We start from the raw sequence: 21,714 nt of genomic DNA on the forward strand, positions 1-21,714 counted from the left end.
GCAGTCCCAGCCGAACCGCCGGAGCCCCCTCAATGCCCCCGGCACCCAATTCGGTCGACTGCCCCTGGGCCAGCCCCTGCACCCCAAAAGCCCCGCCGCTACCGCGGCGGGGCTCTCTCCCACCCGCCCGCCCATTGCTGGTTGACCGGACGGTGGGCGTCGCCTGTGGGGGTGGATCGCCGTTGGCGGCTGGGGGCACACACCCTGCCCTCGACGGGGCACGACCTGCCCTCGCGGGGGGGGGCACACACCCCGCCCCCGGGGAGGGTACGCCCCGTCCTCGGCGGGGCGGGCGCCCTGCCCCCGGTCGAGGGAGAGCACGCCCCCACCCTCAGCCGCCAACGGCGATCCACCCCCCACAGGCGACGCCCACCATCCGGTCCGGTGGAAACGGGCGGGCGGGTGGGAGAGCAACCCGCCGCGATAGCGGCGGGAAACCCACCGGGCAGCCGCAGGCGCCGACGGTGGGGTGGGTCCACGGGCGGCGTCCACCGTCCGGTCGGGTGGAAACGGGCGGGCGGGTGGGAGGGGGGCGAACGGCCAGGCGCAGCCGGAGGGCAGCCGGAGGGGGCGGCTCGTGGTGGGATGCCCCCCATGCAGACCGCGAGACGCGTACTGATCGTGGCGTACGACAACGCCCAGATCCTCGACATAGCCTGCCCGAGCGGCGCCCTGGACATAGCCAACCGCTTCGGCGCGAACCCCCCGTACGAGATAGACCTGGGGACGGTGGGCCGCCGCCCGGCCCGCAGCTCGGTGGGCATAGCCCTCGCGGCGGGCCAGCAACTGGAGACGGTGACGGGCGAGTTGGACACGTTGATGGTGGTGGGCGGCGCGGGCTACGAGGAGGCGGCGGCCGACCCCCGCCTGGTCGCCCAGGTGCACCGCCTCGCGGAACACAGCCGCCGCGTGGCGAGCGTGTGCACGGGCGCGTACGTCCTGGCGGCAGCGGGCCTCCTCGACCACCGCCGGGCGACCACCCACTGGGGCTACGGCGAGAGACTGGCGGCCCGCCACCCCACGGTGGCGGTGGACGTGGCCCCGCTGTACGTGCGCGACGGCAACGTGTACACGTCCGCGGGCGTCACCAGCGCCCTGGACCTCACGCTCGCCCTGATAGAGGACGACCACGGCCCGACGCTGGCGCGCGCGGTGGCCCGCGAGCTGGTCTCGTATCTGCACCGCCCGGCGGACCAGGCGCAGATCAGCATGTTCCTGGCGGCGCCGCCCCCGGGCGACCGCCTGGTCCGCGACCTGTCGGGCCACATCAACGCGCACCTGGCCGACGACCTGTCCCCCACGGCGCTGGCCGCCCGCGCGGGCGTGAGCACCCGGCACCTGACGCGGTTGTTCTCGGCTCACCTGGGCACGACTCCGGCGCGCGCGGTGCGGGCGGCCCGCACGGAGGCGGCCGCGCACTTGGTGCGCTCCAGCGAACTGCCGTTGGCGGCGATAGCGCGCCGCTGCGGCTTCGGTTCGGCGCAGACGTTACGGCAGGCGTTCCTCGACCACTACGGCATGGGCGGGGACAGGATTCGCAGGATGCCGGACATGCCCCGCCCACACCCGCCGCGGGGAGCGGAGACTCCCGTGGCATGACACAGCCGACGACCCGCCGCACCCTCCTGCGCGGCACAGCCGCAGCAGCCACGGCCACGCTCGCCACGGCGGCCCTCGCCCCGACCGCCCACGCGGACGACACCACCCCGTACCCCTCGAAGACCCCTGCGCGATCCCGCACCGGCACTGCGCCCCAGGGCCCCCGCATCGGCATCCTCCTCTACGACGGCTACAGCCTCCTCGACCCCACGGGCCCCGCCGAGATCCTGTCCCGCGTCCCGGGCGCGAGCGTCACGATGGTCGCCGAGCGGCCCGGCCCCGTGCGTACCGACACCGGTGACGTGGCGGTCCTCGCGGAGCGTTCGCTCGACGAGGCGGGCGACCTGGACGTGCTGCTCGTGCCGGGCGCGGGCAACCGCGGCCTCATCGCGGCGATGGAGAACCGGACGCTCCTGAAGTGGATCCGGCACACGGACCGCCGGACCCGCTTCACCACGTCCGTGTGCACGGGGTCGTTGGTCCTCGCGGCGACGGGCCTCCTGGACGGCCGCCGCGCGACGACGTACTGGGCGTCGGCGCCGTACATGGAGAAGACCTTCGACATCACCTACGTGCCCGAACGCTACGTCCGGTCGGGGAAGTTCATCACGGCGGCGGGCGTCTCGGCGGGCCTCGACATGGCCCTGTATCTGGCGGCGCGGCTGACCGACGAGGACACGGCGAAGGCGATCCAGCTCGCCGTGGAGTACGACCCGCGGCCGCCGTTCGACGCGGGGAACGCGCAGGAGGCGAGCGAGGAGCTGAAGGCCCGCGCCCTGAAGATCGTGGAGGATTCGCAGGCGTGAGCGCGCGGGCCCGGACGGGGGTCGGGCCCCGACAGCTGAGGCAGCCGAGACGGTCTGGGCAGTTCGGACAGTCGAGACCAGGACAGTTCTTGTCCTGGTCTCGGCTTCAGCCGCGCGGATAGCGGGCGAGCCAGCCGGGCGCGGCGCCCGCCGGGCTGTGCAGGGCGGGCCCCTGCGTCATCTCCATGGCGAAGTCGTCGGCGAGTTCGAGGACGGTCGAGCGGCCCTCCAGTTCGGTGAGCCAGCCCGGCGGCAGCGCGGTCTCGCCGTGGAGGGCGCCGAGGAGCGCCCCGCACAGCGCGCCGGCCGCGGCGGACGCCCCGCTGTGGTTGACGGCGAGCCGCAGGCCGTGGCGGATGTCCTCGCCGACGAGGGCGCAGTACACGGCGGCGGCGAGCGCGCCGACGGCCTCGCCCTCGCCGACGAGTTCCTCCACGCGGCTCGCGGTGGGCATGCCCTGCCGGACGGCGCCGAGTGCGTGCCGCAGGGCGTCGGTGACGGGCTGGTGTCCGGGCCGGGCGGCGAGCAGGGCGAGGGTGCGCTGGATGGCGCCGTCCAGGGACTCGCCCCGGGCGAGGCCGTGCACGAGGACGGTGTGGGCCCCGGCGGTGAGGTAGGCGACGGGGTGGCCGTGGGTCTGGACGGCGCACTCGACGGAGAGCTGAAGGACGAGCTGCGGCTCCCACCCGACGAGCAGCCCGAAGGGCGCGGACCGGGTGGCGGCCTCCGGCCCCTGGTCGCCGGGGTTCTTCGGTACGTCGAGGGTGCCCATGCGGTCGTCGGCGAGCCCGGTGAGGCAGGCGCGGGCGGGGCCGCGGCGGGCGTACAGCCACTCCTCGCGGGCCAGCCACCCGTCTTCCTTGCGGCGTTCGTCGGGCCCCCAGTCGCGCTGGGTGGCGGCCCAGCGGCGGTACGCGCGGTGCAGGTCGGTCGGCGGGTGCCAGGCCCCGGTGTCGCGGCGGACCTGCGCGCGTATCAGGCCGTCGACGGTGAACAGCGTCAGCTGCGTGGCGGCGGTGACGGTGCCGCGCCCGCCGCCGTGCGCGGCGGCGAGCTCGGTGAGCCCCTCGGCGCCGTGGGCCTCACGGATCGCGCCGAGGCCGAGGCCGTCGACGGGCGCGCCGAGCGCGTCACCGACGGCGGCGCCGAGCAGCGTCCCGCGCACCCGGCTGCGGAAGTCCTGCTGCTCGGTGCGGCCCCACACCCCGGTGGCTGCTGCAGTGCTCACCGAACCCCCTTTCCCGTGCCCTGGCGTCCGACTCCGCAGCACTGTAATCGAACGGGAACGGTGGGTTCAGGGCCCAAGTGGTTTGTACGGAGGTGCCCTTTCTCTTAACTCCCGTCAGGGGTTGGCCGGTGTTCGACGTACTCGATGACGGTGCCGTCGGGGTGCCGTGCGGTGAAGCCGGTGCCGGTGGGGACGCGGTGCGCCGGTACCAGGATCTCCGTGCCCTCCTCGGCGGCGAGCCGGGTCAGATACGCGTCGGCGGAGTCGACGAGGAGCGTCCCGTCGGTGGCCCGAAATGGTTCCAGGACCTCCTCCGTGGCTTCGATGAGCAGAAAACTTCCGACGACGGCGAGGGTGAGTTCCCTGGCGGGATACGTGAAGTACATGTCCCGTTCCACGCCGAGCAGCCGCTCGTAGAAGGCGGTGACGGAGTCCAGGGTGCCGGGCGGGGTGTAGACGCGGATGAGGGTGCGGGGTTCGGTGAGGTCGGAGGAGTCGTTGTGGCGGCGGATGACCACCGGAATGTCGGAGGTGCTGGTCGCTTCGGTCATGCGGCAAGCATCCGGCGGGGAATGGGGCGCTGCCAGGCTGGCGTTCATGGGGTGAGCGGAGGTCACAGGATGACGGACACGGCCCAGCGGGCACGGGGTGCGCTGCGGCGCGAGCTGGGCGGCTTCCTGCGCGCGCACCGCGAGTTGGTCGCCCCGGCGGACGTGGGGCTGCCGCGCACCGCCCGGCGGCGCACGTCCGGGCTGCGGCGCGAGGAGGTCGCGGCGCTTTCGGGGGTGTCGGTGGCCTGGTACACGTGGCTGGAGCAGGGGCGCGTTGACACGTCCCGGCAGGTCCTGGACTCGGTGGCGCGGGCGCTGCGGATGGACGGGGCGGCGCGGGAGCATGCGCTGGCTTTGGCGGGGTTCACTCCGGACGGGCTCGAAGCCCCGGAGACCCCGCAGCCCGTGGAGCCCGTGGAGCCCGTGGAGGTCAACCACCAGCACCTGCTGGACAGTTGGCCCACCACCCCCGCCCTCCTCCTCGGCCCCGCCCTGGACCTCCTCGCCTGGAACACCGCGTACGCGACCGTCTGGCCGGACCCCGCAGCGGTACCCCCCGACCGCCGCAACCTCCTGCTCCTCCTCACCGGCGACCCCCACCACCAGCGCCTCCTGCCCGCCTGGCAGCCCCTGGCGATGGACCTCTACCGCCACTTCCGCACGCGCGCGGACCGCGACCCGCTGTCGGCGCGCTTCCGGGAGCTGACGTCCCGGCTGCGCGCCGAGCGGCCCGATCTGGAGGAGTGGTGGGACTGCCGGTCGGTGGGGGACTTCGCGCCGCGCACCGTCGAACTGGCCGTACGCGACGGCCAGTTGACGCACTACGGCGTGACGCTGCTGCTCACCCCTGAGCCTCGGGGCGGGGCGGTGCTTGTGCAGACTCCGGCTCGCCCTCGCTGAACAGGTCGGCGTACTGGGCGCGGACGGCGTCCCTGGCGGCGATCACTCGGGCGAGGCGGGGGCCGAGGCGGGCGCGGTCGGCGCCGGGGGCGTGGAGGAGGGTGGTGAGGTCGTCGGCGAGGTCGGCGAGGTCGGCCCAGTGGGGCGCTTCGGCGGCGAGGACGTGGGTGAGGCGGGCGTCCGCGTCCGTCCAGTCGGACAGGGACAAGGCGATCAGGGCGTGCAGATCGTCGTGCCAAGGGGGCGGCTCGTCGGAGGCCAGGGCGAGCCGCCGGGTCCGCTGCCACAGGGGACGTGCGGCGGCGAAGCCCTCGGCGCCGAGCACCGCGAGGGCGAGCAGGTGCAGGCCGTACACCTCGTCGTCCTCGCACTCGGCGAGCGCCACGCGGCGGGCGCGGTCCCACTGCCCGGCCATGCGGCAGGCCTTGCTCAACTCGTCGGCGGCCGCACCGTCCTTGTCGGCTTCCAGCTCGGCGAGGGCGAGGTCGGGGCGGCCGCACCACATGTGGATCTCGGCGGTGGTGCGCCGCACCCAGAGGTCCTCGCCCTCGGTCTCGACGTACCGGGCGAGGTCGGTCAGGGCCTCGTCCGTGCGGCCCATGGCGAGGTGGACGAGGGCCCGCCGCCGGTGGGCCCAGGCGAGGTCCGGGTCGAGTTCCACGGACCGGCGCAGGTCGACGCACGCCTCGCGGTAGCGGTCGAGTCGGTACAGGACGGCGCCGCGCAGGGCGAGGGCCGGAGCGGACTCCGGTTCGAGCGCCTCCGTCTTGCCCAGCTCTTCGAGGGCCTCCTGATCACGGTCCAGCTTGTGCAACACGAAGGCACGCTCGTAGAGGACCCAGCCGTTGTCCGGCAGCAGGGACTTGGCCCGGTCGACGTCGGCGACGGCCTGGTCGGGGGCGCCCAGGGCCAGGTGGACCCAGGCCCGGTGGACGAGGGCCCAGACGTAGTCCGGGTCCATCTCGACGGCCCGGTCGAAGTCCGCGAGGGCCGCCCTGTTCCGGTGGAGGAGGTACAGGGAGAGCCCACGGCTCGCGTGCGCCGAGGCGTACTTGGCGTTCAGCCCGATCGCACGGTCGTAGTCGTCGAGGGAGTCCTCGGCACGGCCCCACATCCGCAGCAGGTCGCCCCGCTCGCAGGCCACCCAGGAGGCGTCCGGGGCGAGTTCGGCGCACCGGTCCAGGTCGGCGAGGGCCTCAGTGAACTCGCCGAGGTTGCGGCGCAGCCGTGCTCTGCGGGCCCGCGCCCACACGTACTCCGGCTTGATGCGCAGGGCGCGGTTCAGGGCAGCGAGAGCTTCGTCGTACTGCCCGAGGGCGCTGTGGGTCTCGCCGAGTTCCGCCCAGCTCCCCGCGTCCTCCGGGGCGCGATCGATGGCTCGGGTCAGGTCGGCGAGGGCCTTGTCGTAGGCGCCCGTGGAGCGGTGGACCCGGCCGCGCAGGGAGAGGACGTAGTCGTCGTCGGGGGCGAGCGCGTCGGCGCGGTCCAGGTCGGTGAGGGCGTCGTCGTACGCCCCCATCAGGAACCGGGTGTAGGCCCGGCCGTACCAGGCCCGCACCAGGGCCGGATCGGCCGCGAGCGCCAGGTCGTATTCCGCGATCGAGGCCGGGTGGTCCCCGCCGACACGCAGCTCCCGCCCCCGCACGGCATGCGCGAGCGCCCGCACCGCCGATTCGAGCCCACCCCGATCGAGCAACACCTCAAACGCACCCAGCAACCCACCGCCCTCAAGGCCCCGCAGCAGATCGCTCCCCCACCCCCCGACGTCCCGCGCGTCGGCGTCCTCCCCAGCCACCACCAGCACATCAGCGCACCCCCGCGCGGCCTCCTCGTCCCACCCGCCCGCCTCGACCACACTCCGCAGAGCAGCCGACAGCGCACCCCGCTCCCCCGAGCAGAGCAGGTGATACATCTCCGCGAGCCGCAGCTCCCGCCACCGCTCGTCGCCCCAGAGGCCTTCGGGGTCGAGCCCGGTCCCGGCCTCGGCGCGCCACTCGCCGTACGCCTCCGCCAACTGCCGGTGCGTACCGGCCCACCAGCGGGGCGAGCGGCACCGCTGGAGCCGCAGCATGGGGGCTCGTACGACGTCGTGGTACTGGAGCCGGTTGCCGCGCTCGCTCACGAAGGGCAGGCCTCGCAGCCACGCGAAGAGCCCCGGCGCGTCGCTCTGCGCGCACACGCCCGCGACGGCGGCGGCGAACACGTCGGCGTCGAGCCTGCGGGGCAGCGCGCACGCAAGCGCGACGGCCTGCCGCACGGGGTCCTGTTCCCACTTCAGGAACCGTTCGACGGCGGAGGCGCAGGGATCACCGACGTCGTCGACGCTCTCGGGCCGGTTCTCGGCGAGGGTGGACACGAGGACGGGCAGCCCGCCGGAGAGCCTCAGCACTTCCTCGACGACGGCCTCGGCGACGACCCCCTTGCCCGCGAGGAGTCCGCGCGCCTCCAGCTCGGTGAACGGTTCGAGGGGTACGTCGGCCATGAAGTCGGCGTAGTCGCCCCAGCGGGCGGTGTCGAATCCCTGCTGCCCGGCGGTGACGGCCACGACGTTCGCGGGCAGTTGCCCGTACTTCTCGCTGGTCATGAGGTCGCACAGCCACCCGTCGAGGAAGGGCGCGGTCCTCTCGTACGTATCGAAGAAGAGCACGACCCAGGGCACGGAGGCCGCGACGCCCTCCAGCTCCTTCAGGAACACGGGCGTGAGGACCCGCTCCGGGGAGAGGACCAGCTGCACGTCGTCCTGGTTCCGGAAGCGGGCACCGAGCCCGGCTCGCAACCGGTCCGCGCCGTGGGCGAGTTGGGCGGGGTCGACGGCACCGGCGAGCATTCCGACGCCGGGCAGCAGCCCGAGCCCGGCGAGGCCGGCGCGGGCGGCGGCCATGCTTCCGGCGGACGGGTCAGGCGCCTGCATCGCCTGGAGGGCCTGCTCCTCCTGCGGCCCGCCCAGCGCCGCGAGGGCCGCCGACTCGGCTTCGTGCCGCCGCTCCCGGTGGGTGACGAGCAGCCGGTCCAGCTCCTTGAACTTGCCGCCCTTGCGCCCGAACTCGGCGCTCAGGGCCCCCAGCGCGTCCGCGACACTCCCCACGGACTCATCCACGTAGGCGGTCAAGGCGCCTCGCTCATCGGCGAGTTGCCGCCATTCCCGTACGAGGGACGTCTTCCCCACGCCCGCGTTGCCGTGGACGTGGAACAGGAAGCGGTGCCGCTCGTCCTCGGGCGCCAGGTCGAAGTTCTCTCGGAACGCCGCGAGTTCGTGTCGCCGCCCCACGAATCCGGCGCGCTTGCGCAGCCGGATCAGTTCCTGCATGGACGGCTGCCTGCCCGCGTCCGACGCCATCGGCTCCACTCCCGCATGGTGCGCGTTCCCGTGCGGGCAAGTGTTCCATCACGGGCGGGGGCGCGGGGCCGGTCACGCCCATGAACACGATGAAGGCCCCCTCGTCATCGACGAGGGGGCCTTCACCTTTACGGAGCGCCCGGCAGGCCTTGCACCTACATTTCCCATCGGATGATGGGCGTCTTTCCTTGGACCACAGACGCGTGACTTCCGTGCGCTGCACCGAAGTTACGTATTGATCGTACACCCTCGTGAGGGTCCGTCACGCCACGTCTGGCACTCCGGGGTCGGAGGGGCTGCCGCGCAGCCCCGGTATCAGCACAGCCGCCACGGCCAGGTGCATCAGAGCGAGGGACACCCGGGTGCCGCCGTCCATTCCGTCGCCGATGAACGGCAGGAAGGACACGGCCAGTCCGGCGCAGGCCGCCCAGGTCCAGAGGGCGCGGGCGCGCCGAGCCGTGAACCGCTCCAGGGCGGCGAGCAGTCCCCAGCCGGAGAGCGACGCGAGCAGTGCGACAGCCGCGACCGGCACGGCCCCGATGTCGAGCGTTTCCCCGCCGTCGGCGATCCGCGACCGGTGCCCCAGCAGCGGGTCGGCGACCAGCCACACCAGGACGGGGGCCAGGACGGCCAGGGCCGCGACCCCCAGACGCCTCCTCCGCACGCTCACTTGGCGCCGCCCCCCGAAACCGCCCCGTGCAGAAAGACGTCCACCAGTTCCTGCGGGGTCAGGTCGGGCTCGTCGTCCGTACGCGGCTGGGTGAAGAGCTGCCCGAAGAAGAGGGCCGCGATCTGCTCCGGCGGTCGGCGCAGCGTGGCCTTGTCGGGTTCCAGCAGATCCACGAGGGCCGCGCGGATACGGGTCATCGACTCGTCGCGGCCCGCGCCGCGCACCGTGCCGGGGTGCTTGCCGCCGCCGTGCCCCAGCGAGCCGAGGATCGCGCCCATCCTGGACATGTGCGCCTGCAGCGCCTCGGCCGCCTCCGCGAGCCGGTCGGGCAGCGGCTGGGACGCGTCGATCGCGTCGAGCTCGCGGACCGCGTGCTCGGGGGAGAGCGCCTCGGCCACGCAGGCCTGCAGCAGTTCGTCCTTGTCGGCGAAGACCCGGAAGATCGTGCCCTCCCCGATGCCCGCGGCGCGGGCGACCTTCGCGGTCGTCACGGCGGCGCCGTACTCGGCGATCAGCGGGATCGCGGTCTGGATGATCATTTCGCGGCGCCGCTCCGGCGACATGGCGGGGGCGCGGCGACGGGCGGTCTGGTTCGTCTGGGGCGCCTGGGCCGTCTGGTTCTCCTTGGGTGCTGTCATGACTCCGAGAGTACGGAGTGAGCACTCACTCCGTCAATGAGTGACGACTCACTCCGTTAGTTCCCTCCGTCGCGCCTACGCCGCCGCTCGACTCGGGCGGCAGTCCCTGCACCGCCCCGGCCGCTCCCCCCGGAAAGCCCGTTCGCACCCGTCACAGGTCTGCATCGGCAGGGGTCTGCCGACCGCCCTCTGCGGCTCCGCCCCCTCGGGCAGGGGTGGCGGCATCCGCTCCGTGAGCCGGTGCGCGAGGAGGGCGGCCGGGTGCCGGTTCGGGGGCAGGTGTCGCGGCTGGCCTCGCGGCTGGCGTCGGCTGCGGTACCGGCACCGGCACTGGCACCGCCGCCTGTGACCGGACGTACACCTGCGGCATGTTGTACGAAACCGTGCGCGTGACGATGCGGCCGGAGGGGAGGCGCTCCTTGGTGCGGGCGAGGTAGCCGTGGGCCTCCAACTCCCGCAGGGCGGCGGCGATGCGCATCTCACCCTCGGGGAAGCGCTGAGCAAGCACCTTCACCCCGATCCGCGATCCGGCGGGCAGCGACTGGATGTGGACGGCCAGGCCGATGGCGGTGAGGGACAGCTCGTGGTGCTGGGCGAGGTGGTTTCCGACCACGGTGAAGCGGTCGGGGTGGCGCTCGGTGACGTGGTGGAGTCCGGCGCTGAAACGTCCGGCCGAAGGGCCGGACTGCGCGCGCGTGGGCGCGCTAGGCTGCCGTGCAGTCATCAGGAAGGTCTCGGCTTCCTCGGTGAACAGGCCCTCGCACTGGGATTGCCGTCCCGGCGGGGGCCGTTTCATGTCTTGGGTTGTCGCCGCTGACGCTGCACCATCGACTGCCGTATATGCCAGCGGAGTTGGCCATGTTCACTCGCGAGGGTGAGCGACGGGGCTGGTGGGGTTGGGTAGGTAATTTCCCCGGTCTTTTTCTTGAGGCGTCGGGACTGTCCGGGTCCTGGATTCGCGCGACCCGGTCAGAAGCTGTCCGGGTCGCGGAGAGGCACGACTCGGTGTGACTTCGGGGTTGGGATCACTCAGCGCGGGAGGTGGACCGCATGGAGGACGAGGAAGCCGCTGGCGGTGCTCAAGGCGGTGGGCCGCCAGATCAAGGCGTGGCGCGAGGCGGCGGGGATGCGCAGGTCGGAACTCGGCGCGGCCATCGGGTACGGAGAGGAGATGGTGTCGTCGGTGGAGCGGGGGCGGCGGATCCCCAAGCCGGAGTTCCTCGACAACGCGGACGAGGTAGCGGCGGCCCTCGTACACGGAGGATGAGATCGAGCGCCACGTTGCCGCACGCATGGCGCGGAAGTCCGTCTTCGATCGCGTACCGAGGCCCCTGGTCACTTTCGTCCAGGAAGAGTCGACGCTCAAGCGTCCTCTCGGGGGCAAACTGGTCCTACGGAAGCAGCTCGAACACCTGTTGGAAGTCGGCAAGTTGCGGCATGTCCAGATCCAGGTGATGCCTACGAACCAGGAGGACCACGCGGGGATGATGGGCCCGTTCCGAGTACTGAAGCTCCAGGACGGCACAGCGTTGGGACACTCGGCAGGCCAGCTGTACGAGCGGCTGATCACAGACCCGCGGGAAGTCCAGACCCTGGAAATGCGCTACGGCATGATCCGGGCGCAGGCTCTCACGCCCCGGAGTTCCCTGGCCTTCATCGAAAAAGTACTGGGAGAGAGATGACCCCCGACGCCCGCACCGCACTGACGTGGTTCAAGAGCAGCCATAGCGGCAACGACGACGCAGACTGCGTCGAGATAGCCATAGCCCCGACCCACACCACCGTCCACATACGCGACTCAAAAAACACGGCAGCCCCCCACCTCACCGTCGCCGGAGCTGCCTGGGCGGACTTCGTCGGGTTCGCGGCGACGTGCTGACCCGGCGCGGCGGTCGTGTCAGTCGCTCTGATCGACGCTCTGAGAGACCCGGAAGGTGATGAACTCCGCCGGGCGGACGAGGGCGACGCCCACTTCGACGTTCAGCTTGCCCTGCGACACCTCTTCCTCCGAGTTGTTGGACTCGTCGCACACCACGTAGAACGCCTGCTCGGTGTTGGCCCCGACCAGCATTCCGCGCCGCCACAGCCCGGTGAGAAAGCTGGTGATCATGGCGGTCACGGAGGTCCCGAGGCGGTCGTCGTTCGGCTCGAAGACCACCCACCGCGTGCTCTGGAGGATGGACTGCTTGATGAAGTTCACCGTGCGCCGCACGTTGAGGTAGGAATTCTCGACGTCGGAGGGATCGGCTGCGGCCAGCGTGCGAGCACCCCAGACCAGGGGGGCCGTGCCGGGGAACTTCCTGAGTGCGTTCACCCCTTGGTCGTTCAAGACCTCCTGCTCGGGGTCGTCGAGCTCACGGGTCAGGCCGACCACACCGCGAAGGTCTTCGTTCGCCGGTGCCTTGTGCACGCCCCGACGCGCGTCCACGCGCGCCCAAACACCGGCCACGTGCCCGGTCGCAGGAACCGCCGACGTCTCTCCGTCCGCGTCAAGGACGTTGATCCATGGGTAGTAGACCGTGACATACGGAGCCGCGTCGGCATCGATTCCCAGCATCTCGGCGGCGCTCTCCAGCGGGGCCCCGTCCGGCACGTGCAGGACCGCGACCCGGTTACCCGTCCGCTGACAATGGTCCGCGATCAGACCGGCCGCCGCACGAGAGTCCTCCGCCGTGGCCTCGCTCCACAGATCCGGGGCGACGACGATACTGATCTCCTCGACGCGCTCCAGGACTTCGAGCGCACCCGCGATCCCGCCCTTGCCACCTAAAGGGGCCAGATAGCACTCGCCGCCCCCGTTGGCGAACCACCCATACACCGCGGCCCAGAGCGCCCCGGACACCCGGACCCGCGACGCCTCTCGCTCCCCGTCCGGAGAACCGCCGGTGATCGCGGCGCAGTCATGGAACTCCTTCCACGACCTGATCCGCCGCGCCGACGGCTCCCCCGCCTCCTCCGCGTCGACGGACTGCGCGAGAAACGCCGCGACAGACGTGCGCGCACCGCTCATGACGCGCGTGCCGGACGACGCCTCCTGCACTTCCACGGTCTCCTCGGGCCTCTCAGACATGGCTCCCCTCCCACTCTCAGACCAGCAAAGACAGGGAGACCTACCCAGCGCCCCTCCCACCACCTCCCGCCCACGGCGAAGTTCCCTCGAACGAGAAGCCGGGCCGAAGCCGAAGCGAGATCGAGCCAACCCACGCGCTTCCGGCCGCCGTTCGCGGGCGGATGTCCGCGTACTTCCCCGGAATTGTCCGTGATCCGTAACAGACGGATCCCCCGGCCCATCCGCCTCATCCTGCCTGGTGGCCGGGGAGCGGCCGGGGCGCACTGAGGGACTTCGCAAAGGGGCGGACATGGCACGGCACAGCGGTGGGCGGGGCTGGTACGGCAAGGTCATCGGGGCCGCGCTCGGGGTGATGATGCTCGCCACCGGCGCGTCGGTGTGGACCGCGCAGGCCGGGGACGCGGACGAGCCTTCGCCGAAGAAGCCGGGCGCGCCGAGTGCCGTGAAGCCGGTCGACGACACCATCGTGCACGCCTCCGACGCTGGCAAGCGCGGCGTGAACATCACCATCGACGACGGCCCCGACCCCAAGTGGACCCCGCAAATGCTGGACCTGCTGCGGCAGTACAAGGTGAAGGCCACGTTCTGCATGGTCGGCACGCAGGCGCAGGCCCACCCCGACCTCGTGAAGAAGGTCGTCGCGGAGGGGCACCGGCTCTGCGACCACTCGGTGTCGCACAACACCGCCATGGACAAGGAGTCCGCGGCCTACCGGTCCAAGCAGATCCTCGACGCCGAGCGCATGATCACCAAGGCGTCCGGCGGCGTACGGCCGATGTACTACCGGGCACCCGGCGGCGCCTTCACGCCCGACAGCCGCAAGCTCGCCGCCTCCCGGGGCATGCGCCCGCTCGGCTGGAACGTGGACAGCAAGGACTTCGAGCTCCCCGGTACGAACGCCATCGTCTCCACCGTCCAGCGCGAGGTGTCCAACGGCCCGACGATCCTGTTCCACGACGCGGGCGGCGAGCGCGCCCAGACCGTCGAGGCCCTGCGTCAGCTCCTGCCCTGGCTGAAGCAGCAGGGCTACTCGTTCGGGTTCCCGGTGCGTTGAGGCTCGCCTTCCGCCCCCTGCTCCACCCCGAGGCGTACGCCCCGTACACCTCCGGCAGTATCGCCGCGGAGGGCCCAGGACCCTGGTCCCTGGGGATGCCCCCAACTCAAGTCGGCAGCTAGCCGGATCGCCCCGAACGATCGCTTCCGGAAATTCTTGGGATCAGCACTTACCGGCGATATGGCAGCGATTTCCCAGGGGATGACTCGTGCGCGAACAGGCAGGACAGAACTTCCGCTCTTCCGGACGGCAGCGGAGCGGCGGCCGACGCCGCGTCGTGATGGCCGCGGCCGCCGTGGCCGCCGGCGTGGTGTCTCTCGGCACCCTGGCCCCGTCGGCGGCGTCCGCGGCGTCGGGGGCATCGGCATCCGCGTCATCGGCGGCCACCGCGGCCCGACCCGACGCCGTGCAGAAGGGGCTGAACTCGCTGGTGCGCGACGGCGGTCCGCCCGGTGCCCTGGCGAGCGTGAAGGACCAGGAAGGACGCACCCGCAGCTACACCGCGGGCGTCGGCGACCTGGCCACCGGTGCGAAGGTGCCCAAGGACGGGCAGGTGCGCATCGGCAGCAACACCAAGACCTTCACCGCGGTCGTCGTGCTCCAGCTGGTCGCCGAGAAGAAGGTCCGCCTCGACGCCTCCGTCGACACCTATCTGCCCGGCCTCGTCCGCGGCGACGGCATCGACGGCCGCCGCATCACCGTCCGCCAACTCCTCCAGCACACCAGCGGACTGCCCAACTACACCGACCACCTCGACTTCCCGGCCATCCAGCACCGGTACTTCGAACCCCGCGAACTCCTCGACATCGCCCTGAAGCACAAGGCCCACTCCGCCCCCGGCAAGAAGTGGGAGTACAACAACACCAATTACGTCCTGGCCGGGCTCATCATCCAGAAGGTGACCGGACGCCCCCTGGCCGAGGAGATCGACAAGCGCGTCGTCCAGCGCGTCGGGCTGCGCCACACCTACTTCCCCACCGTCGGCGACCAGACCATCCGGGAACGACACCCCAAGGGCTACGTCGCCGACCCGCAGGGCGGGCCGCCGCGCGACTTCACCACCATGGATCCCTCCTGGGGCTGGGCGGCGGGGCAGATGATCTCCACCAACGCCGACCTCAACCGGTTCTTCGGCGCACTGCTCTCCGGCCGCCTCCTGCCGAAGGCCCAGCTCGACCAGATGCGCACCACCATCCCCGCCGAACGCCTTGGCCCCGGCGTCGGCTACGGCCTCGGACTCGTCAGCAGGCCGCTGTCCTGCGGCGGCGTCTCCTGGGGCCACGGCGGCGACATCGACGGCTACGAGACGCGGGGCGGCGTCACCAAGGACGGTCGCGCCGCCAACGTCGCGGTGACGAAGATGCCGGGGAGCGAGGCGGAGATGAAGCGCGTGGAGAAGGTCGTCGACACCGCTCTGTGCCGCTGAGACCCCCTGCGCCGGGGCGCCCTTGACCTCAAGTTCGCTTGAGGTACGAGGCTTGATCTCGAAGCCGGAGCACACAGTCCGGAGCACATAGTTAGGGGTTTCCGATGACGACCATGTACGGGCAAGAAGAGACCGGTGCCTCAAGCGGCGAGGCAGAGATCGCCGAGGTCGTGGCACGCTACGAGGCCGCGTTCAATGAGAACGACGCCAGGGCGATGAACGCCCTCTTCTCGCCGGACACGGTCTTCGTCAACTTCAGCGGCACCCTCGTGCGCGGCGCCGAACGCCTCTACCAGGCGCAGTCCTTCGTCTTCGCCGAAGGCGGCCCCCTGGCCGACATCACGGTGCGCTACACCGTCGAGAACATCGCCTTCCTCACCCCCGGGGTCGCGGTGGCTCACGCTCGCCAGAGGTCCGCCGGAGCGGACGGGCAGGCGGAGCAGTCCCGCGATCCCATGGAGGGCATCCTCTCGATGACGCTGATGCGGGACGCCACTGGGCAGTGGCGCATCCGCATGGCTCAGAACACGCCGGTCACCGCGCCGTAGCGGGGAACCGGACAGGCCCTAGCCCCACGTGCGTTCGCACAGGACCAGGCGGTAGCCGTCCGGGTCCTCGACCGTCACCCCGTACTCGTCCCAGTAAGGGTTGTGTGCGGGGACGCGCGTTCCGCCCCTGGTCGTCAGGCGGGTCACCAACTCCTCGTCCACGGGGGCCCCGAGGTACACCACGAACAGGTCGTCCACCGTCGGCGTCGGGTCGAGGGGGGCCTCGGGGTCGTGCGTCAGCTCGAAGTGCCAGGCGCCGCCGCGCGGGCCGACCATGATGAGGTCGTGCTTGCCCGGGACGCGCTCGGTGGTCCGCCACAGGACGTCGAGGCCGAGGCCGTCCACGTAGAAGCGTTCGGCGGCCGCGATGTCACGGGACGGGCGGGCCACGCGGACGTGGGTCGTGGAGTCGATCACTTCGCGGCCTCCGCCTTCTTGGCCTCGGAGTTGGCGTTCGCCGGCTTCGCGGCCTCCGCCTTCGCCGACTCCAGGGCCTCCCGCCACACCGGGCTGTCCACGTAGTGGTTGTCGAAGCGCTCCGACGACTCCGCGATCTCCTTCGGGTCCGCCTCGCCGCGCAGCACCCTGCCGAGCAGGCGCAGGTAGTCGAAGCGGTCCATGCCCGGCGTGAACACGAACAGGACGTCCGCCTCGCAGCCGGGGGCCGCGGCGAAGGCGTGCGGGGTGTGCGGCGGCACCGCCAGGAAGTCGCCCGCGTTCAGGACCTTGACCTCCTCGTCCACGAGGACCTGGAGCGAGCCGCTGATGACGAAGAAGAGCTCCGTCGCCTTGGTGTGGAAGTGCGACGGCGCCCCCACCGCGCCCGTGGCGAAGGTCGACCGGTAGCTCGTGAAGCCCACGGCGCCGGACGACTCGCCGAGCAGGGTCATTACGCTGCTCGGGTCGGCACAGGTCTCGGCCTCCGCGCTGCGGGTCAGGACGGCCTGGAGGGCATTGCCGCTGGTCGTGGCGCTGGCCGCCGCGTTGCTCGTGGTCTCGTTCGCGTTCTTGTCCGTGTTCATGACCATGACTCTATGCGCCCAATGACCTGGGCTTTAGTTCAATTTCGTAACGGAATCATGGGTCAATTTCGGATCCGTCGCCACCGCCGACGCGGCCGCGAGCGTCGCACCCGCCAGGCTGCCCCACAGCGCCGTCGGGCCGTACGGGGCGAGCGCGGTGATCGCCGCCGGGGACACCGCGAGGCCGAATCCCGTGGACAGTTCGAAGCGGGCGAGGGTGCGGCCCAGGGCGTGGGGCGGGGCGAGCGCCGTGACGAGCGCGGTGGCGCTGCCCGCGTAGACGATCTCGCCGAGCGTGCAGACCACGGACACCGCCGCGACGGCCGGGGCGCCCCAGCCGCCTCCCAGCGATGTGGCCGCGAGGAAACCGGCGTACGAGACGGTGAGTACGACACCGGCGAGGGCGAGGACGGTGCGCCTCGGGAAGCGGCGCGACATCAGGACGGTGACCGGTACCTGGAGGGTGACCACCAGCACCGTGTTGGCGACGAAGATGATCGCCGACCAGACCGGGGACGCGTGCAGTTGGGTCACCAGGACCAAGGGGAGGGCGATTTCGGGGACGTTGAGGCAGAAGACGTAGATGATGTTGGCGGTGAGGAGCTTGCGCAGGCGGGGGGCGGGGGCGTTGGCCTCGCGTGGGACGTTGCCGTGGCTCTGGCCTCCGCGTCCGGCGTTGGCCTCGTGTCCGGCGTTCGCGTAACTCTGGCCTCCGCGTCCGGCGTTGGGCTCGTGTCCGGCGTTCGCGTAACTCTGGCCTCCGCGTCCGGCGTTGGCCTCGCCTCCGGCGTTCGCGTAACTCTGGCCTCCGCGTCCGGCGTTGGCCTCGCCTCCGGCGTTCCCGGTCGACTCCCTCGCGTCCACCCGTACCGACCACGCCAGCCCCGCCGCGCACAGGTACGCCGCCCCCGTCAGCCCCGCCAGCACCTGCAACGCCCCCGCCCCGCCCGCCAGGCACGCCGTCGCGACGAGCGCACCCACCCCCATCCCGGCGTTGCGCAGCGCCCGGCCCGCCGCGAGCGCCGCGTCCCGTTCGCTGCCGTGGGCCACCGTCGCCACGAGTGCCGCGTGGGCCGCCGGCCAGGCCTGGTTGCCGACACCCAGGACGAGCGCCGCCGCCCCGAACAGCCAGACGTGCCCCGTCGGAGTGGCGAGCAGCAGCACCACGCCCGCCGCCCGCACCAGCATCGACGCCGCCACGACCGCGCTGCGCGCGCCCCGGTCCAGCCAGTGGCCCACCGCGGGCATGCAGCCGAGGCCCACGACGATGCCGGCCGTCATGGCCATGCCGGTGGCCGGGGCGGACAGGTCGAGGACCGTCACTCCGTAGAGCAGGAGGAAGGGGCGCAGGAGGCCGGTGCCGAGGGAGTCCACGGCCAGGGCCACGGCGTAGCGGGGGCCGCCGGAGGCCCTGATCAGGGCTTGGTGGCGGGTCTTGGTGGTGGTTGGCATGGGGGCAACGGTGCGGTGGGGTGCCGGTACCGGCCCGTGGGTTGACGGACACCGTCAATCGGCGGGGATGGGGGGTGTCTGGCCGGGTAGGCCCTGCGGGGCTTTCCCCAATCCCGCCCCTTCTCCGAGACCGGGGCTGCGCCCCTGGACCCCGGGGGTGGGTGTTCCCTTCGGGTGGCCGTGGTCACCCCCGATCGGCGCTCCGCGCCTCGTCCTCAATCGCCGGACGGGCTGAAAACCACGTCCCCGGGCGGGCCGGAGAGGCGCTGCGGGACGGCCCTGAAGGTGCCGACTGCCCGACCGAACGAACAGGTGGGGGCGGGCGGGTGGGAGAAAGCCCGTCCGGCGCTTGAGGACGAGGCGCGAAGCGCCGATACAGGGGCGACCCCGCAGGGCCGAAGGTGCCGGGCTGTCGGCCAGGCCGGTGCAAGTACGGGCGGGCGGGCGGGAGAAAGCCCGTCCGGCGCTTGAGGACGAGGCGCGGAGCGCCGATTCGGGGGCGCCCCCGGCCGGGCTCAAAGTGCCGGCAAGTTCGAGCAGCCGAGGCATGAGCACAACCTGGGGCGCCCCCGCCAGAAACCTCAGTGCCGCCCCACGTCCTGCCCGAACGTCGCGTTCCGCTCCGGCGCCCCCAACCCCTTGGGCCCGAAGGACACGACCCCCGTCGTGGTGAGCCCGCCCCGCGCCCCGGGGAACACCCAGGCAGCCCCGGAGTCCTTGTACGTCCCGTCCTCCCCGTGCGCGGCCACGGTCAGGTCGGCCTTCTTGTCCCCGTCCACGTCGGACAGCAGCACCCGATGCCCGAACCAGTCCTTGGCCTCGGAGGCCCCCGGCACCCCGGGCTTCGACTGGTCGAAGGCCTGCGCCCCGGCCCCGCTCAGCCCGGCCCGAGCCCCCTTGAGCAGGACGAAGGCACCGGCGTCGGCGACCTTCGCGGAGCCGCTGCCGATGTCCTCGTTCGGCACGCCCACAGCGACGTCGGCGTACCCGTCCCCGTTCACGTCCCCCGCACTGATGTCGGCCCCGAACTGGTCCCCGGTCTCCCCGACGCCGGGCACCCCGGCCGTGTCCTGGGTGATCTTCGCGGTGCGCCCGGCACCGGGCCCGTCCTTGCTGCCGTAGTCGACGCAGACGGTGCCCTTGTCGCTTTCGTTGTCGTCGTTGTTGGAGCCGTTGTCGCGGGTGACGAAGTCCCCGTACCCGTCCCCGTCGACGTCGGCGATCGCCCCGCCCAGCGACGACTTGAGCTTCTTCGTGTCCTGGCTGAGCCCGTCCTTCGTACCCTTCCAGACCCGGCTCGGGTACGCGGACTCCTCGAAGCCGTGGCTGGTGACGAGGTCGTCGACGCCGTCGCCGGTCACGTCGCCGGGGATCAGGTCGATGGGTCCGAAGGTCTGGCCGGTGTAGACGGCCTCCTGCCGCTCGGGCTTGCCGCCGCGCGTGAACGGTCCGTACGACACGGTCATCCCGGCCCGGTCGTCCTCGTTCTCGGGGAAGTCGTGGGAGACGAGGTCGCGGTGGCCGTCGCCGTTGAAGTCCCCGGTGCTGAACCCGGCGGAGGTGGCGGGCAGTTCGGCGGCCCCCGCCCCGCTCAGCCCGTCCCGCGATCCCCACAGCACGAGCAGCTCGTCCCCGTACCCGCTGCCCACGGCCAGATCGCTGAACCCGTCCCCGTCCAGGTCCCCGACGCTCACCTGCGACCCGAAGTTCCCGTCCTGAGTGATCTCGCCGGGCACCCCGGCCGTACCGCGATCGATGACGGTCGGGCGCGCGTGGTCGGGGCCGTCCTTGGACCCGTAGACGACGGTGACGTACCCGGCGTTGGTCTTGCCGCCGAGGGTGGCGTACGGGGCGGAGATCGCGAGGTCCGCGTAGCCGTCGTGGTTGAAGTCGGTGAGGGGGGTGCGGGGCGGGACGGGGGCGGCGGGTGCGCCGGATGCGCCCGGTGCGGCCGCCGCGGTGCCGCTCGCCGCGAGGGGCACGGCGAGCGTGGCGGCCGCCGTGGCCGCGGTGATCGCGAGGGCTGTCCTGAGGGAGCGTCGCACTGATCCTCCTGTGGCGGTGGTGGCTTCTGTGGGGACGGGGGCCGCGGGGGCTGCCACTTGAGGAGACGTGCGGGGCGAAGGGACGGTTGTACGGGGGTGAAGTCGGGGTGTACGGAGTGGTGTCGGCCGGGTCGGTCAGCGCAGTACGGCCGACAGGAGGTCGCTGCCCAGGGTCGTCAGGTCGGGCAGATTGAGGCTGTAACGGACGTAACGGCCGTGCCGCTCGGGCGTGAGCAGGCCCGCGCGGCGCAGCACGGCGAGGTGCCGGGAGACCTCGGGGGGCGAGAGCTCCCAGGCGTGGGCGAGCTCGCGGGTGGTGTGCGGGCCGCGGGCCAGGGTGCGCAGGAGCCGCAGCCGTACGGGGTGGTTGAGCGCTTCGAGGCGCAGGGTGACCGTCTCCAGGGACACCGGCTCCGCCGGATCCGGCTCGGCCACGGGGTACTGCACCACCGGCTGCCACCCGGGCGCGTGCACCACGACCAGGTGCGGGCGGCCGAAGACGCTGGGGATGAAGGTGACGCCCGTGCCGTGGGCGGACGTCGCCTTGTCCTGCAGCTTGTCCACGACGACGCAGTCCCCGTCCGGCGCGAGGGCGACCGCGCCGGACACCGACGCGAGGGCCGCGCCGAGGCCCTGGCGGCGCCGCAGGTCGTTCTTCAGGCGCAGGTCGGTGGCGAGGCGCACGGCGGCGCCCGCCCAGGCCGCGTCGAAGAAGGCCCCGGCGCACTGTTCGAGGGTGTGGCGCACCCGTGCCCGTACGGCGGCTGGGTCCGCGAGCAGCCGTTCCGCGAACGCCTCCTGGCGGGGGCCGCGTGCCTGCGCCAGGTCCAGGGCGCGCTCGCGCGCGGACGCGTCGGTGAGGGGGGACGGCGCGACGAAGTGGGCCCGGTTGCCGCCGCACGTCGTGATGAGCGCGGCCGTCACGTACGCCTCGTCGTCGATCAGGTCCACGTCGTCCAACTCCTCGGCGAGGGTCGGCCGGGGCCGGGCCGGCAGCAGGAAGTCGGCCTGCGACGACCGCCACAGGAACTCCGCCTCCCGCAACCGCTCGGCCAGCTCCGACGGCAGCCCCGCCCACACGTCCGCGGCCCAGTCGGCGAGGTGCGGGTGGTGTCCCGGCTCGGCGAGCACGTGCAGCATCGCGGTCAGCTCGGCCAGCGGGGAGGCGGCGAAGCGGAGCCGCTCGGGTGGGAGGCCGCTGATGTCGATGCGGAGGGTCATGCCGACATCATTCAGGACGTGGGGCGGGGGTGAGGTGCCTCGCGGGGGCGCCCCAGTCCCGCCCCTTCACCGAAACTGGGGCTCCGCCCCAGACCCCGCTCCTCAAACGCCGGAGGGGCTGAAACTTACCGGCACATCATCTAGCCC

18 protein-coding genes and 2 pseudogenes are annotated in these 21,714 nt (G+C 72.2%); 8 read left to right on the plus strand and 12 right to left on the minus strand.

Annotated elements, in window-relative coordinates; all coding sequences use genetic code 11:
- Positions 1-594 precede the first annotated feature (594 nt).
- Complete coding sequence (locus ACFVHO_RS18940) at positions 595-1,599, plus strand: GlxA family transcriptional regulator (protein WP_385715509.1); 1,005 nt, start codon at positions 595-597, stop codon at positions 1,597-1,599.
- The gene (locus ACFVHO_RS18945) at positions 1,596-2,405 is read left to right on the plus strand and encodes a DJ-1/PfpI family protein (RefSeq protein WP_385715512.1); all 810 of its coding nucleotides are present in this window, start codon (positions 1,596-1,598) and stop codon (positions 2,403-2,405) included. Before ACFVHO_RS18940 ends, ACFVHO_RS18945 begins: the two co-directional genes overlap by 4 nt.
- A gap of 106 nt (positions 2,406-2,511) precedes the next feature.
- Here the strand turns inward: ACFVHO_RS18945 and ACFVHO_RS18950 are convergent, their stop codons facing one another.
- Positions 2,512-3,633, minus strand: a complete 1,122-nt coding sequence (locus tag ACFVHO_RS18950; RefSeq protein WP_385715515.1) for an ADP-ribosylglycohydrolase family protein — start codon at positions 3,631-3,633, stop codon at positions 2,512-2,514.
- Between the two features lie 104 nt (positions 3,634-3,737).
- Positions 3,738-4,184, minus strand: coding sequence for a VOC family protein (locus ACFVHO_RS18955; protein WP_385715518.1), 447 nt, complete (start codon positions 4,182-4,184; stop codon positions 3,738-3,740).
- Between the two features lie 69 nt (positions 4,185-4,253).
- Between ACFVHO_RS18955 and ACFVHO_RS18960 the strand changes: the two genes are divergently transcribed.
- The gene (locus ACFVHO_RS18960) at positions 4,254-5,084 is read left to right on the plus strand and encodes a helix-turn-helix domain-containing protein (RefSeq protein WP_385715521.1); all 831 of its coding nucleotides are present in this window, start codon (positions 4,254-4,256) and stop codon (positions 5,082-5,084) included.
- Here ACFVHO_RS18960 and ACFVHO_RS18965 read toward each other — a convergent pair.
- The 4 genes and pseudogenes from ACFVHO_RS18965 to ACFVHO_RS18980 all read right to left on the minus strand — a co-directional run bounded on the left by ACFVHO_RS18965 (position 5,026) and on the right by ACFVHO_RS18980 (position 10,453).
- Complete coding sequence (locus tag ACFVHO_RS18965) at positions 5,026-8,421, minus strand: tetratricopeptide repeat protein (protein ID WP_385715524.1); 3,396 nt, start codon at positions 8,419-8,421, stop codon at positions 5,026-5,028. The two genes, ACFVHO_RS18960 and ACFVHO_RS18965, sit on opposite strands and share 59 nt — an antisense overlap.
- Positions 8,422-8,683: 262 nt before the next feature.
- A complete protein-coding gene (locus tag ACFVHO_RS18970) occupies positions 8,684-9,091 on the minus strand; it encodes a DUF6069 family protein (RefSeq protein WP_385715527.1) in 408 nt (135 codons plus the stop codon).
- The gene (locus ACFVHO_RS18975) at positions 9,088-9,630 is read right to left on the minus strand and encodes a TetR/AcrR family transcriptional regulator (protein WP_385715580.1); all 543 of its coding nucleotides are present in this window, start codon (positions 9,628-9,630) and stop codon (positions 9,088-9,090) included. Before ACFVHO_RS18975 ends, ACFVHO_RS18970 begins: the two co-directional genes overlap by 4 nt.
- Before the next feature lie 174 nt (positions 9,631-9,804).
- A pseudogene (locus ACFVHO_RS18980) lies at positions 9,805-10,453 on the minus strand (helix-turn-helix domain-containing protein).
- 326 nt (positions 10,454-10,779) lie between these two features.
- Between ACFVHO_RS18980 and ACFVHO_RS18985 the strand changes: the two are divergent.
- Together ACFVHO_RS18985 and ACFVHO_RS18990 are read left to right on the plus strand one after the other, a co-directional pair.
- Positions 10,780-11,411 (plus strand): annotated as a pseudogene (locus ACFVHO_RS18985) (helix-turn-helix domain-containing protein).
- Positions 11,408-11,608, plus strand: a complete 201-nt coding sequence (locus tag ACFVHO_RS18990; protein WP_385715530.1) for a DUF397 domain-containing protein — start codon at positions 11,408-11,410, stop codon at positions 11,606-11,608. The pseudogene ACFVHO_RS18985 and the gene ACFVHO_RS18990 overlap by 4 nt, the downstream one beginning before the upstream one ends.
- 18 nt (positions 11,609-11,626) lie before the next feature.
- Here the strand turns inward: ACFVHO_RS18990 and ACFVHO_RS18995 are convergent, their stop codons facing one another.
- On the minus strand, positions 11,627-12,799 hold the full coding sequence (locus ACFVHO_RS18995) for a phage tail sheath family protein (RefSeq protein ID WP_385715532.1): 1,173 nt from the start codon (positions 12,797-12,799) through the stop codon (positions 11,627-11,629).
- Between the two features lie 289 nt (positions 12,800-13,088).
- Here ACFVHO_RS18995 and ACFVHO_RS19000 point away from each other — a divergent pair, with 289 nt between their 5' ends.
- The 3 genes from ACFVHO_RS19000 to ACFVHO_RS19010 all read left to right on the plus strand — a co-directional run bounded on the left by ACFVHO_RS19000 (position 13,089) and on the right by ACFVHO_RS19010 (position 15,827).
- Positions 13,089-13,853, plus strand: a complete 765-nt coding sequence (locus ACFVHO_RS19000; RefSeq protein ID WP_385715535.1) for a polysaccharide deacetylase family protein — start codon at positions 13,089-13,091, stop codon at positions 13,851-13,853.
- Positions 13,854-14,061: 208 nt separating this feature from the next.
- Positions 14,062-15,279, plus strand: a complete 1,218-nt coding sequence (locus ACFVHO_RS19005; protein WP_385715538.1) for a serine hydrolase domain-containing protein — start codon at positions 14,062-14,064, stop codon at positions 15,277-15,279.
- Between the two features lie 104 nt (positions 15,280-15,383).
- Entirely contained in the window at positions 15,384-15,827 is a 444-nt protein-coding gene (locus tag ACFVHO_RS19010; protein WP_385715541.1) for an SgcJ/EcaC family oxidoreductase, read from the plus strand.
- 18 nt (positions 15,828-15,845) lie between these two features.
- On the opposite strand, the gene ACFVHO_RS19015 is transcribed toward ACFVHO_RS19010, so the two are convergent.
- From ACFVHO_RS19015 to ACFVHO_RS19035, 5 genes are all read right to left on the minus strand, one after another.
- Positions 15,846-16,244, minus strand: a complete 399-nt coding sequence (locus tag ACFVHO_RS19015; protein ID WP_385715544.1) for a VOC family protein — start codon at positions 16,242-16,244, stop codon at positions 15,846-15,848.
- Positions 16,241-16,849, minus strand: a complete 609-nt coding sequence (locus ACFVHO_RS19020) for a cupin domain-containing protein (RefSeq protein ID WP_385715547.1) — start codon at positions 16,847-16,849, stop codon at positions 16,241-16,243. Before ACFVHO_RS19020 ends, ACFVHO_RS19015 begins: the two co-directional genes overlap by 4 nt.
- Before the next feature lie 33 nt (positions 16,850-16,882).
- Positions 16,883-18,301 carry an MFS transporter gene (locus ACFVHO_RS19025; protein ID WP_385715549.1) on the minus strand — a complete coding sequence of 473 codons (1,419 nt, stop codon included), beginning with the start codon at positions 18,299-18,301 and terminating at the stop codon, positions 16,883-16,885.
- Positions 18,302-18,882: 581 nt separating this feature from the next.
- Complete coding sequence (locus ACFVHO_RS19030; protein WP_385715551.1) at positions 18,883-20,346, minus strand: FG-GAP-like repeat-containing protein; 1,464 nt, start codon at positions 20,344-20,346, stop codon at positions 18,883-18,885.
- A 135-nt stretch (positions 20,347-20,481) separates the two neighbouring features.
- Positions 20,482-21,567, minus strand: a complete 1,086-nt coding sequence (locus ACFVHO_RS19035) for a DUF5937 family protein (RefSeq protein ID WP_385715554.1) — start codon at positions 21,565-21,567, stop codon at positions 20,482-20,484.
- Between the last annotated feature and the right edge of the window lie 147 nt (positions 21,568-21,714).

The sequence above is a fragment of the Streptomyces sp. NPDC127108 genome (genome assembly GCF_042677545.1).
GTDB lineage: Bacteria > Actinomycetota > Actinomycetes > Streptomycetales > Streptomycetaceae > Streptomyces.

What these genes read in the sequence shown, in the direction of transcription:
- ACFVHO_RS19010 (WP_385715541.1), top strand. Translation starts at nt 15,384, where the DNA reads ATGACGACCATGTACGGGCAAGAAGAGACCGGTGCCTCAAGCGGCGAG.
- ACFVHO_RS19035 (WP_385715554.1), bottom strand. Translation starts at nt 21,567, where the DNA reads ATGACCCTCCGCATCGACATCAGCGGCCTCCCACCCGAGCGGCTCCGC.
- ACFVHO_RS19025 (WP_385715549.1), bottom strand. Translation starts at nt 18,301, where the DNA reads ATGCCAACCACCACCAAGACCCGCCACCAAGCCCTGATCAGGGCCTCC.
- ACFVHO_RS18965 (WP_385715524.1), bottom strand. Translation starts at nt 8,421, where the DNA reads ATGGCGTCGGACGCGGGCAGGCAGCCGTCCATGCAGGAACTGATCCGG.
- ACFVHO_RS18960 (WP_385715521.1), top strand. Translation starts at nt 4,254, where the DNA reads ATGACGGACACGGCCCAGCGGGCACGGGGTGCGCTGCGGCGCGAGCTG.
- ACFVHO_RS18945 (WP_385715512.1), top strand. Translation starts at nt 1,596, where the DNA reads ATGACACAGCCGACGACCCGCCGCACCCTCCTGCGCGGCACAGCCGCA.
- ACFVHO_RS18975 (WP_385715580.1), bottom strand. Translation starts at nt 9,630, where the DNA reads ATGATCATCCAGACCGCGATCCCGCTGATCGCCGAGTACGGCGCCGCC.
- ACFVHO_RS18955 (WP_385715518.1), bottom strand. Translation starts at nt 4,184, where the DNA reads ATGACCGAAGCGACCAGCACCTCCGACATTCCGGTGGTCATCCGCCGC.
- ACFVHO_RS19000 (WP_385715535.1), top strand. Translation starts at nt 13,089, where the DNA reads ATGGCACGGCACAGCGGTGGGCGGGGCTGGTACGGCAAGGTCATCGGG.
- ACFVHO_RS18990 (WP_385715530.1), top strand. Translation starts at nt 11,408, where the DNA reads ATGACCCCCGACGCCCGCACCGCACTGACGTGGTTCAAGAGCAGCCAT.
- ACFVHO_RS18995 (WP_385715532.1), bottom strand. Translation starts at nt 12,799, where the DNA reads ATGTCTGAGAGGCCCGAGGAGACCGTGGAAGTGCAGGAGGCGTCGTCC.
- ACFVHO_RS18940 (WP_385715509.1), top strand. Translation starts at nt 595, where the DNA reads ATGCAGACCGCGAGACGCGTACTGATCGTGGCGTACGACAACGCCCAG.
- ACFVHO_RS19020 (WP_385715547.1), bottom strand. Translation starts at nt 16,849, where the DNA reads ATGAACACGGACAAGAACGCGAACGAGACCACGAGCAACGCGGCGGCC.